Here is a 12,468-nt window from a genome sequence, read left to right on the forward strand (position 1 = left end):
GGTGTCGCCGGAGCTACGCACCGGAGGCATAACCGGCTGGTCGGTGCGAAGCAGCGAACGCCAATGGCATCCACTCGAACTGGTGAAAGGCCGCCTGCACCCGCCTCCTCAGCCAGTTGACGTTCGAGTTGTGAGACGGACAGTTCAGAGTGGGAGTGGTACTCCGCCGTGCTGGGCCTCCTGATGCGCAGATCTGTCGACATTGAAGTCTTTACTTGGAGCTGTGATTGCGGTTCTCGCTGAAAATACCAAAAATGCGCAGCCGCGCGGATAGCTGCGCGATTGCAGCTAGACAGACCAGCAAGAGCACACTTCCGAAATAAGCTAGTTGGAAGAGCAGCAAGCAAGCCAGCGTCGTAACGATGAAGCCGGGGCAGGGCTGCAGGGCAAAGTAGATTGCGAGAGAACTGGCGCACAGGAGCAGCCATAGGATTAGACAAACGAATCTGAAGGACAATGACGTTCTCCTTGGTTTGCCATCGGATCATGCGGCAACCTCGGCAGCGTCCAACTGAGCAATAGTGTCCAACATTTTTAGATAACTGCCGTGACCCAGGTATAATTTAGCGGATCTTCGGCGGATCATTTGAAGCTGAGCCGGTAATCGTCATACAGTCGTTTGGGCGTAAGTAGCATTCGCCCGAGTCCTACGGCTGATCGCGATCGGAGGGTTAACAGAAGGCTCGCGCGCTCCCTGGCTAGGAGGCCCGCCCTCCGCGTAGAGATATTGTGTCTCCACAGCAGAATCGATTCGGCGTCGCCGGCGGCGGGGTCAGAGCGGCGTCACGGCGAAGTTGGCTCATAAGCTCGGCGGGGCCTCCCCGCTTCCACGATCCGCAGAAATCTTGAGCTCGGGTCAGCGGCGATGCAGTTGATGAATGGCTCGTCATCACTGTCATCGGGGTCACCAGTCGGAACACTTAACGATATCATCAGTCACTCCTCGTCTACGAACCGGTCATGCTTTTCGCCGATGCGCTCCGGTGTACTGATAGTGGCTATCGGCCCGCCCCCATCATGCAAAGCCGACATCCCGGTATGCTCCCGGTGTATAGTCATAAGCATGAGTTTTCAGCCCGCCCTGAAGACGCTCCAGCATGAAGTTCGAATACCACTCCCCGAAATTGCATGACGCCGCCCTCGTCTTCAGTCGAATAAGGGCCCGATTCGTAGGCCGGAGAGTGGATGCCAAAGGCAATTTCCTCGACAATCTGCCGGTCCCGGTCATTGGTTTCCGTCCAGACATGCGTGAGATCCTCGATCGTATAGTCGAGCAACCCTCGACCGGATCCTTGTTGATGAGCCACTTGGTCGTAACCTCAGTCAATTCGGGTAGCGCGCGGATCGCGTGATCGCCGAGGATATGGATTTGCTCCAAATCTATGGTGGTAGTCAGGGTCGACATAGAAGGATCGCCGTCAACGCAATTCGGCCGTAGGGTGCACAGGAACGCCCATCGGTTCGAGAGTTTCGAATGACATCGCCGTTCTACCGGTTCTTCTGTCCGATCACGCGGCAAGTATGTCAGCCGCGACATGAGTCTGGCAGTCCCTGGGGCAGACGCGGGCGCATGCTCCGCAGCCGATGCAACGGCCACGGAAGTCGACGACCATGATCATACGATTGAGCTCACCACCGAAATCGTCCTCTTCGCCATCGAATGGGCCGAGAATTTCACCTACATCATCTATGCCGTGAAGGTGCATAACCTCGCGCGAGCAGACTTTAAAGCAGCGACCGCAGCCGATGCAGGTCGCACCGTCGATGGCGGATAGATATTTTGGCATCCATCTGGATCCGTCGCGCGTCACGAATGAGCTTATCATTGTGCATTCTCCGACTCAGCAAGTTCTCTTTTCACAGCGTCCAACTCAGCAAAAGCGCGAAACGCTTTTTCCGCGACTGCCATGATTTCGGTCCACTTACTTGGAAGATCCTCCGCGAGGTCGTGCAATTCCATCATTGCAGTTCCGGGCCCGCGACTGCAGTTTCCGCATCCGTTTCCTCAGTTCTTCAGATCTGACATGATCTCTTCCCCTTCATCCCAAATATGGATGAGTTCGCGCACTGCGACCGCATCGTTGACCAGCTTCGTACTGCCTTGGCCGACCTTCAAAGCGTGTTAAAGGTGAATCGGTGCACGTCACAAAGGGCCTTCAGCACTCGACGAGCCGTTTGGTCGTAAATAGCACTCGCCCTAAACTCTCACTGGCGGAACGGCGGAACTCTCCGCCGGCGAGATCATTGAGATCTTTCCTTCCTCGATAGAGCGGTCGACGGCCCCTCCACAGCCAGCCGGATCAGGAACCCTCGATTACCCGGGATGGCGCGGCGCTGTTCTTCATGACGGGAAGTTCACCAGTAGCTCGGCACCGCACTTGCGCTCCGACGATGCTTAGGGATCCTGAGCATGGATCGGCCCAGGAGGCCGCCAGATGAGCGGAGCGGAAAGGGCCTTGCTATCATTGGCGGCAGGGGCGACCCGCGGGATCAGTAACGGGCTCATCATTCAGTCTCGTCCTCAAAGTCGGCTCTCTTTTTAGCTGCACCTGCATCCGCCAACATTTTGCGCAGCCAAGGTGGAGGAGCCGTCTGGAGCATTGTCTGGACGCTCGACAATACTTGGCTCATGGAGACAGCCTGCTGTGCTTTGATCGGATGAATCTTTGCGGAAATTACCTTGGCGGCCGAAGGACCGCCGATGGCGAGACAAAATAAAAGCTGGCAGCCCTTCAACGCGGACACCCTCGACCGGATGCGGCCGTCACCTTCAGTGCGATGCCTTCCGCTCTCGTCCGAAGCGTCATCGAACTCAATGGCTTCCATGAACTGCGACTTGTGAGCTGTCACGTCGTAGATGGCAAAACGCTTGGCCGACCCGAAATGTGCGTTCAGCCCTTTCATATCTTCAGTAGCAATCGCAATGCGCAATGCGCCTACCGGCCGGTCCGAAATCTCTCTCTGGGACTGATCGCTGACGAGCGAGAGACGACGAATGGAGATCATTTGGCAATTCCCCGACTACAGACTGCATTTAGTGGGTGTCGCGAGAGGAGTGCAAGAAGTTGGAAAGTTCGGAGTGAAGCCGGATGTATCGCGCAGAAAACACGCTGCAGCGGGCAAACCTCTAACAAACCAGAAAAATAGGCGTTGGCGAGTAGCGGAGGCGCATTCGCGCCTCCGCTCTCTCAGAACCGTGCGTGAACCTCTCAGTTCACACGGCTCCCATCAGGCAAACGTGCCGATCAGACCGAGTTGCCAGTGCACAAAGAGATCGGTGCGCTGCTCGACGAGCCGTTGTAAGAACCGACTTGCCCGAGCCTTACCCCTGCCAAAGCGCTTGAACTTCCGCCTTGCCCACGCAAGCATCGTCTGATTGACGTAGCGAAGTATGGGCTGCAGCCCCGTTGGCGCGTACCGTCCATAATAGCTGATCCACCCCCTGAGGAGCGGATTGATCAGCCGGGCGATGTCGTTCAACGAGAGCTGCGTCTGTCGGCGGATGTGCAAGTCCCTGATCTTTTCCCGCATCGCTTTCAGCGCCGAGGAACTGACCGCTGGTGTGAAGCCGCAAAACAGTCGCCCGCTTTGCGTTCCCCATACCGCGCGCGGTCGGAAGCAATATCCGAGGAAGTCGAACGTCACATTCGGATGTTGCCCTCTGCGTTTGGAGTCTCTGCAGTAAACGATCTTGGTTTTGGTGGGATGCATCTCCAGTTGGCACTCCGCCAGCCTCGCCTGAAGTGCGGCCTTGACGGCCTCCGCTTCCTGCTCGCTCCGGCAGTGCACCAAACCGTCATCCGCATACCGACACCATGGGAGGTCGGGATGTGTCCGGTCCATCCACAAGTCAAATGCGTAGTGCAGGAACAGATTTGAAAGAATCGGACTAATCACGCCCCCTTGCGGGGTGCCGCAATCACGCTCTATTCTTTGTTCATCTTGTTCCATGGGCGCCGTCAGCCATCTTTCGATGTAGAGCAACGCCCATTTGCACTTTACATGCTTGCGGACAGCCTTGAGCAATAGTTCGTGGGAGATGTTGTCGAACAGACCCTTGATGTCGAACTCTAAAACCCAATCATATTTCCAGCACCGCTGACGCGTGATCCCCACGGCATCGAGCGCCGATTTGTTCGGCCTGTAGCCGTAGGAATCTTTCAGGAAGATCTGATCGAGTTCCGGTTCGATGAGCTGCTTGACCACCATCTGCGCGATCCTATCGCTCACGGTGGGCACACCCAAAATCCGCTGGCCCCCAGTCTTTTTGGGAATGGGGACGGCTCGCACCGGTGGCGGAAAGTAGCTTCCCGAACTCATCCTATTCCAGATCTTGTAGAGATTACCCTTCAAGTCGGCTTCGAACTGCTCGATCGTCTGCCCGTCCACACCGGCCGCACCACCATTGGATTTGACCGCTTTATAAGCTTCGTACACCAGCCGCTTATCGATCCTAAACGGCTTGTCTGTCGTATCCGCCGACGTCATCCTGTTTCCAGTTGTTTCGAAAATACGACCACCTGACCCGACCCCTTCGCTCCAGCCCCATTACAGGGCCTTCAACGCTAATACGGGTCGATCCGTCCCAGCTTCCTGCATCGGTACTCTCGCCTCGCGGTGATGTGCCGCTTGTGCTTCTCCCTTGGCATCAGAAAGCTGGTTCCTGCAGTTCCACGCAAAAGCCTGCATCCGTCTCATGCCCCCTATACGCCGTCCACTGTCCGCCCAGTCATCAGGCTCCCGACGGACTTGTCCCGAGAGATCCATACACCCTCGGTTTTAGTGGTGGTAAAGAGTTCTAACGACGCGTCATCGAAGGGTTTGCTTGCGCTCATCTTCCGGATGCCTACCTGCCCCGGATCATGTCCGCGGCTTTTGACCCAACGCTCACCACCATGGCTCTTCTACCACAGCAGCTTGGGCTGGTTTGAGACCCGCTCCTGAAAGCCGATCCCGAGGGGCCTACCCTCATCTTTCACGCAGCTTCTCAGCATGTTGTCAGTTCGCCATCGAACCTCCTTCTGCTTGCTGCAGCACACTATGGACGGGCACTAGCGTAGTTCACGTCGCTTTATTTCCTAGATTGCTTCAAGTGCTTCCGCGACTGTCCAGCCTGGAGATACCGCCGCGCCCAGAAGCTTGGCCTCCTTTTCCTGCTCAAGTTTCATGCACAAAAACTCTAGTGCCTCCTGGACCGTTGAATGTGATTCCCCGGACCTACGATATGGACGGATGAAATCGATGGCGATATGGCACAGACCTTCCTCCTTCAGGCGACGACAAGCTCACCGAAGTTGCGGGGGATCTTGCCGCTAAGCTAAATCACAGTAGCGCTTCCTCCTCGGACATCTCCTCTCCTCGCGCAGGAGCCATCTCCCATGGCGCCGGTTCGCGCACCTGCGCCCAGATCGGGTTGTGGATTGATAGGTCGATCTGGCGCGCGAGTTCCACTACGCCGTGGTAGCCGGCGTAGGAGTGCTGGCGCTCCTGGTTGATATCGAGCCAGGGCATTTTGGCCTTGAGCGCTATAAATTGGGTGCGTCCGCCCGACAGCATGATATCAGCCTTATGATCCGATAGAGCCGAGTAAAGCTCGCGCGGCGTCGTCGCCCCACTCATACTATCGTTCGTGAGCATCTGCTTAAGACGCTCCTTATCATTGTCTGTCGATTTCTTAATTGACGTACCCGCGATTTCCAATCCGATCTCCATCAGCGCATGTGCGACGGACCAGGATTTTACCCCCCCGGTATTGAGAAGCACGCGCTTGCCTTGCAGCCGAGGTCGATAGACCTCAAGTCTCCTCCACGCCCTTGCCTCTTCTTCTACGATCAGTGCTTCGGTGCGACTGATTAGGTCCGGACCGGCTCCTTGCTTTACAAGCAGTCCAGCGATCTGCCTGAGTGCTTCCGAAGTGTCGGTGATGCCATAGAAAGAGCCCTCGAAAAAGGGAATGTCCCAGCGCTCCTGCATCTTGCGTGCGAGATTGATGAGCGCCGTTGAGCACACCATCATAGCTGCGCGTGCTCGGTGCGCTGTGGCAATATCGAGATAGCGCGAGTCGCCTGGAATACAGGCGCGGACGCGAACACCAAGCTTGTCCAACAGCGGCCTTACCTGCCAGAATTCGCCGGAGAGGTTGAATTCGCCAAGGATATTGATGTCGCTAGACCGGGCATCATCGGGCTCTACGGTCCCGATGACATGATCGAGCAAGGCTTCCCCCGCCAGTTTGTTGCCCAGGTTCTTTGAGCCGGCGAAGCCCGGCGCATTGACCGGCACGACCGGCAAGCCGAACTTTTCCGCCGCACGCCTGCACACCGCGTCTATGTCGTCGCCAATCAGTGCCGTAACGCAGGTCGCATAGACGAAGACCGCCGCCGGGGCATACGCCTCGTTGATCTCGCGGATTGCTTTGAAGAGCTTTCGCTCGCTATGCCCCATCACCACGTCGAATTCGGTAACATCAGTGGTAAAGCTTGTGCGCCACAGCATGTGACTCGAAGAAGCCGTGCCGCGATTGTCCCAGGAGTTGCCCTCACAGGCGAGCGGTGCATGGATCAGATGTGCGACGTTGGTGATCGGCTGCAGTGCCACCTTTGCCCCGTCAAATGCGCAGCCGCCGGCTGCCGCGCCCGGCATCGGCGGCTGCGAACAACCCTTCTTTCGCACCTTAAAGTCCTTGCTGCGGTTTCTTTCGCAGGCAGGTTCGTTGAAGAAGTCCTGATTTTTAGCACTGAGCGAGGGCATGGCGCTGGCCTCCGTGGCAATCAGAAGGTCGCCGGCTTTGGCCGTCCGCTGCTCTAGCGAGTAAGGTCATAAGAATAGTCCGTCACTCCCACCTGCATCGTCTCACGATCGAGTCGGTCGAAGATCTTATCGAGGATCGTCGTCAACACACGCAGTCCACCTTGATAGCCCATCAGGGGAAAACGGTGATGGTGGTGCCGGTCGAAAATCGGAAACATCAGCCGGATCAGCGGCGTGCCGGTATCGCGCTCCAGATACTTGCCATAGGAATTGCCGATCAGCAGGTCCACCGGCTCGGTGAAAAGGAGTGAGCGCATTGCCCAGAGATCCTTGCTCGCCCAAACCTGTGCATCATTGCCCAGGGGCGAGGATGCGAGCAGCTTTTTCATCTCAGCTTCCCAGGCTGGGGTGCCGTTGGTTGCGAGGCAGTGGGTTGGCTCCCCTCCAGTCTCCATGATGAATCGCGCTACGGCGTATACGAAGTCGGGGTCGCCGTAGATCGCGTATTTCTTACCGTGCAGCCAAGACTGGCTGTCCGCCATCGCGTCGACAAGCCGGCCACGCTCCAGGCGGATTGCCTCGGGGATTTCCCTGCCGGAGATCTCCGATACTTTCACCAGGAACTCGTCTGTCGCCTTGACACCGAGAGGATAGTGAAAGGACACCGTCGACTGTCCGGCCGCTTTGCAATATTCCAGGGTTCTGCGAGTATTGTATTGCTGCAGTGACACTGTCGCCTCGGCATTCAGTGCCGCTCTCACGTCCTCGATCTTGGTGCCTCCGTCATACATGCGGAACTCACCATCCGAGGGCGTATCAAATTGGTCGGAGGCATCTTGGATGAACGTATAGGAAACTCCCATCAAATTGAGCAGGCGCTTCAACTCGCGATTGTTCCCGACGCAGAATCCATCGAAACCCGGGATGATGTTGATCGAGCCAGGGTTTACAGTGCGCTGCTCGCCCTTCCAGAAATTCTCCAGCACGCCTTTAACCATGCTGTCATAGCCATCGACATGGCTGCCGACGAATGCCGGTGTGTGCGCAAAAGGGACATCGAAATCATGGGGGACGGCGCCTTCGTCCTTGGCATTTTCAATGAAGCCGTGCAAGTCGTCACCAATGACCTCCGCCATGCACGTGGTCGACACGGCGATCATCTTCGGTTCGTAGAGCTTATAAGTATTGGCTAAGCCATCGACCATGTTCTTCAAGCCGCCAAATACCGCAGCGTCTTCTGTCATCGAAGATGAGACCGCCGACGACGGCTCCTTGAAATGGCGCGACAGGTGCGAACGGTAATAGGCAACGCACCCTTGACTGCCATGCACAAACGACATTGTTCGCTCAAACCCGGCCGCCGCAAAAACCGCGCCAAGCGGCTGACAGGCCTTGGCCGGGTTCACGACGAGCGCTTCGCGGGCAAGATTTATTTCGCGATAATGCCAGGTTTTGGTGAATTCGCGTTGATCAGTGACGGTCCGATCCGGGTATGGTCGTTCGAAGTTTCGCTTCTTTTCGGCCAACATTTTCCTATATTCCGGCTCGCGGAAAAGGGGAGCATGGTCGAGCACTTTCTCGGCGGATTGCGGCATGTGGTAACCTCTTCCATATCGGCATCGTCTTGCGGCGGCACAGAGACGTTCGAGACGTTGCTGATCTCTCGCGGGGGAGAGATCAGACTCTCATTCAGCGGCACCTGATGCCGCAGGCATTGTCACCTTCTGCCAGGGCGCGTCGTAGAGGTCCCAGACCGGATTATTGACCGCAAGGTCCATGTCGCGGGCGAAGATCGCGAAGCCGTCATAGCCGTGATACGGTCCGGAATAATCCCAGGAGTGCATCTGGCGGAATGGGATGCCCATCTTTTGCACCGAGTATTTTTCTTTGATGCCGGAGCCGACGAGATCGGGGCGAATCCTCTCGATGAACTTTTCGAGTTCATAGCCGGTGACATCGTCATAGATCAGCGTGCCCTCCTTCACGTAGTGGCCAGTGCGCTGATAATCGTCGTTGTGGGCGAATTCGTAACCGGTCCCTACGATCTCCATGCCGAGGTCCTCATAGGCAGTAATAACGTGACGTGGTCGCAAGCCGCCGACGTAAAGCATTACCCTTTTGCCGTGAAGGCGCGGCCAGTACTTGTCGATCACAGCATCGGTCAAGCCACTGTACTTCCCGATTACCCTCTCCGCCCTTTCCTCGATTTCCGGTCCAAAATGTTTCGCTATCTGGCGCAACGAGGCTTCGATCTGGGATGGCCCGAAAAAATTGTACTCCATCCAAGGAACACCATACTTTTCCTCCATGTGCCGGCAGATGTAATTCATCGACCGGTAGCAGTGGATAAGATTTAGCTTTGCGGTCGGCGCGCGCTCTATCTCCGCGAGTGTGGCGTCCCCCGACCAGTTGCCGACCACGTGCAGCCCGATCTCCTCTAGCAGGATGCGCGATGCCCAGGCGTCACCGCCGATATTGTAGTCACCGATCACGTTAACGTCGTATCGACCAGCTTCGTACGCGACCTCGGTCGTGTCGAAAACCCAATCACGTATCGCGTCGTTAGCAATGTGATGTCCGAGGGACTGCGATACACCGCGGAAGCCTTCGCAACGCACCGGCACGATTGTTGTTTTGTACTCCTCAGCCTTCTTTCGCGAAACCGCCTCGATGTCGTCACCAATCAAGCCGATGGGACATTCCGACTGCACGGTAACACCGTTGTTCAGCGGAAACAGTTCCTCGATCTCGTCGATGATCTTTTCTAGCTTCTTGTCACCACCGAAGACGATATCCTTCTCCTGAAAGTCGGAGGTAAACTGCATCGTCACGAAGGCGTCGATGCCCGTCGTACCGACGTAATAGTTGCGGCGCTGTGACCAGGAATATTGGCCGCAACCGACCGGGCCGTGCGAAATGTGCACCATGTCCTTTATCGGACCCCAAACAACGCCTTTGGAACCGGCATAGGCGCAGCCGCGGATCGTCATTACGCCCGGGATCGACTTGATGTTCGACTTTACGTCGCACTCGGAAACCACCTGTCCTTCCTCGGCGGTCTCCTGCTTGTTCCTTGCGACACTCAGGTGCTTTTTACGGCGCTTCGCCGCCTTGTCTGGATAGTGCGATAGCACTTCTTCGATAAGCTTCTCGTGCGAAGCATCGTCATTCTCATAGTCGAGGCTCATTTGGGCCTGCCCATTTCACGATCTAGGTGACACCTCATCAATGGCGCCGTTTGTGGAATGGCACGCCGCGTCCAGCTGCGCCACCCTCTCGGCGGCGATTCAGTGGGGGGCTATTACCTTGGCTTCCTTGGCGTGGAGTTCGGCAAGCATCTGCTCGTCGCTCTTCATGATTCCAAAGTCGAGCAGCATGTCCTCCAGTTCCTCCATAGTGATCGGTGTAGGGACGGTGCCTCGGCCGGAATTTGCATGGATCTTTTCAGCCAGGGCGCGATATTCCCCGGCTTGCTTAGAGTTCGGCGCATATTGGATCACTGTCATCTTTCTGAGCTCTGCGTGCTGAACGATATTGTCGCGCGGCACGAAGTGGATGAGCTTGGAATTGAGGCGGGCGGCAAGTGCCTCGGCGAGGTCGAGCTCCCGATCGGTCTGGCGCTCGTTGCAAATCAAACCCCCCAGGCGCACGCCGCCGGCATGGGCGTACTTCAGGATACCCTTCGCGATGTTGTTGGCGGCATAGAGCGCCATCATCTCACCGGACATGACGATGTAGATTTCCTGAGCCTTGTTTTCGCGAATAGGCATCGCAAAGCCGCCGCATACTACGTCCCCTAGCACGTCGTATGAGACGTAATCGACATCGTTGTAAGCGCCGTTCTCTTCCAGGAAGTTGATCGAGGTGATAACGCCGCGTCCGGCGCAGCCGACGCCCGGCTCTGGGCCACCGGACTCCACGCACTTGATGCCTCTGTAACCCACTTTGAGCACGTCCTCGAGCTCGAGGTCTTCGACCGAACCTTCGGTTGCCGCAAGATGCAGTACGGTGTCCTGTGCCTTTGCGTTCAGGATGAGGCGCGTGGAGTCCGCTTTCGGATCGCAGCCGACAATAAGGATCTTTTGCCCCAGGTCGACAAGCGCGGCGAGTGTATTTTGGGAGGTCGTGGACTTGCCGATACCCCCCTTACCGTAGAACGCGATCTGACGCAGAGCTGCCATCTTGCTTCCTTTGTTGTTTAAACTATTTCGGTTGTTCGGACACATGAATGCGCAACAGCATGCGCGCCCAGGGCTGATCGTGCAAAAGTCGTGCCAGCCGCAGGAGTGTCTGAAATAAACTACTCGGCTTTCTTTCAGATAGTTAGATCTGGAAATTGACCATATGGTTGAGCGAACAACTCGTGTCGCTAAGCCGACAAGGGCTACGGATAGTGTCGTATGGGCGGTTGTCACGCGTCAGAAATCGCTCAACGAATTGCCGCCGTGCGTGGAAGCCCTTGTGACTGGGCGACGACACGCCGAGTGGCCGCTGGAGAGGCAATGACGCTGTACGGGCTGCTCTGGGTAGCGGCTCTTTTTGCGCCATCCTCGTGATCGGGAACGACTGAATTTCTGCCGCATACGCTTAGCTGCTGTGAACGCGAGTGCCTTCCCGCCGCGGGGGAACAAAAGAGAGCGGCCCAAAAAACCGGGCGGCTGATGTCGCAATCTCGCTCCAGGAGCCACCGGACCCGCCTGCTCGAGCGTACTTGCGGGTTGCCGGCATCCCTCCGAGTCCGGTGGCCCTCGCCAGTGCACGCTTCTCGCGGCGGCCTTGGACAGAGGATGGATGTTCATCGTTTCGCGATATTTTGCGACCGTGCGCCTGGCGATATCGACACCTGTCTTCTTGAGGACGTCGACGATGTCGTCGTCCGAGAGCACCGCTGAGCTCCAGATGATCTATCTGAAGCAGCTGGATTGCCTGCATCAGCTGCGGCGTCATAGTCAGCGAATGCGACTGCGACTGTCTTAAATGAAGGCTGAGGGAAGAGGCCATGCTAACGCGATGCTCCCGTCAACATTGCCGAAGCCGTGCCCGGTTAGGGCGAGTGCATTTTGGAGATTGTGGACATCCCCTTACCGTCGAACGCGATCTGACGCAGAGCTGCCATCTGCTTCCTTTGTTGTTTAAACTAGTTCGGTTGTTCGGGACAAATGAATGCGCACAGCAGGGGCACCACTGGGTGATCTTGCAAAAGTCGTGCCAGGCCGAGTGACCAAATAAAGTTTAGAGCCTTTTTTCAGATAGTTAGGTCTGGAAATTGACCATATGGTCGAACGAACAACTTGTGTCGTTAAGCCGACAAAGGTGACGAACATTGTCGTATGCGTGTCGTCACGCGTCCGGTCGGTAAAGGTCCAAACGATAGAAGGGGCCTGCAATAAGGCCAAGCTCGTGCATTCGCACCAATCACACCCGCGGCAAAATATAAAACGTCCCATCACCGAAGTCTCTCTCCAAGCGATCAACACCTGCTGCGCCAGAACCGTGCAGCGGGTTGGCTATTCCGATGGTCTTCAGCCAGCGATAATGAGGAGCGACTTGCCCGTCTGGACGACGGCGTTGAGGATCGGGAGGAAGCATCGCCGGCAGGTTGGAGAGCTTCTTCTCGAGCAGGCGCGCATGATGCACGTCCGAACAGACGCAGGGGTGTCCCCCAAACATAGCAGCCGCAGACAAAATGTCCGGTTCCACAGGCCGTGTTGGGAGGTG

8 protein-coding genes and 4 pseudogenes are annotated in these 12,468 nt (G+C 56.7%); all 12 read right to left on the reverse strand.

The features are described 5' to 3' along the window. Positions 1-211: 211 nt before the first annotated feature. Complete coding sequence (gene syrA / locus JOH52_RS29270) at positions 212-457, reverse strand: exopolysaccharide biosynthesis transcriptional regulator SyrA (protein ID WP_003532793.1); 246 nt, start codon at positions 455-457, stop codon at positions 212-214. Between the two features lie 558 nt (positions 458-1,015). Then, a pseudogene (locus JOH52_RS29275) lies at positions 1,016-1,366 on the reverse strand (SRPBCC family protein); the annotation flags it as partial. Between the two features lie 142 nt (positions 1,367-1,508). After that, on the reverse strand, positions 1,509-1,826 hold the full coding sequence (gene fdxB / locus JOH52_RS29280; protein ID WP_011970912.1) for a ferredoxin III, nif-specific: 318 nt from the start codon (positions 1,824-1,826) through the stop codon (positions 1,509-1,511). Continuing rightward, positions 1,823-1,997, reverse strand: a pseudogene (locus JOH52_RS29285) (CCE_0567 family metalloprotein). The gene fdxB and the pseudogene JOH52_RS29285 overlap by 4 nt, the downstream one beginning before the upstream one ends. Before the next feature lie 508 nt (positions 1,998-2,505). Then, positions 2,506-3,006, reverse strand: coding sequence for a nitrogen fixation protein NifX (gene nifX / locus JOH52_RS29290; protein ID WP_014531681.1), 501 nt, complete (start codon positions 3,004-3,006; stop codon positions 2,506-2,508). Positions 3,007-3,228: 222 nt separating this feature from the next. Continuing rightward, entirely contained in the window at positions 3,229-4,488 is a 1,260-nt protein-coding gene (gene ltrA, locus JOH52_RS29295; RefSeq protein WP_015241829.1) for a group II intron reverse transcriptase/maturase, read from the reverse strand. An 834-nt stretch (positions 4,489-5,322) separates the two neighbouring features. Beyond that, positions 5,323-6,750 (reverse strand): nitrogenase iron-molybdenum cofactor biosynthesis protein NifE, encoded by a 1,428-nt coding sequence (nifE, locus tag JOH52_RS29300; RefSeq protein ID WP_014531683.1) that lies wholly within the window; start codon positions 6,748-6,750, stop codon positions 5,323-5,325. Between the two features lie 53 nt (positions 6,751-6,803). Beyond that, positions 6,804-8,345: a nitrogenase molybdenum-iron protein subunit beta gene (nifK, locus tag JOH52_RS29305; RefSeq protein ID WP_014531684.1), complete on the reverse strand. Its 1,542-nt coding sequence runs from the start codon at positions 8,343-8,345 to the stop codon at positions 6,804-6,806. 90 nt (positions 8,346-8,435) lie between these two features. Further along, a complete protein-coding gene (gene nifD, locus JOH52_RS29310; protein WP_014531685.1) occupies positions 8,436-9,938 on the reverse strand; it encodes a nitrogenase molybdenum-iron protein alpha chain in 1,503 nt (500 codons plus the stop codon). Positions 9,939-10,037: 99 nt separating this feature from the next. Continuing rightward, the gene (nifH, locus tag JOH52_RS29315; RefSeq protein WP_003532770.1) at positions 10,038-10,931 is read right to left on the reverse strand and encodes a nitrogenase iron protein; all 894 of its coding nucleotides are present in this window, start codon (positions 10,929-10,931) and stop codon (positions 10,038-10,040) included. A 556-nt stretch (positions 10,932-11,487) separates the two neighbouring features. Next, positions 11,488-11,645 (reverse strand): annotated as a pseudogene (locus tag JOH52_RS36290) (RNA polymerase factor sigma-54); the annotation flags it as partial. Positions 11,646-11,679: 34 nt separating this feature from the next. Next, positions 11,680-11,751, reverse strand: a pseudogene (locus tag JOH52_RS36295) (hypothetical protein); the annotation flags it as partial. Positions 11,752-12,468: the final 717 nt, after the last annotated feature.

It is taken from the genome of Sinorhizobium meliloti (assembly GCF_017876815.1).
Classification (GTDB): Bacteria; Pseudomonadota; Alphaproteobacteria; order Rhizobiales; family Rhizobiaceae; genus Sinorhizobium; species Sinorhizobium meliloti.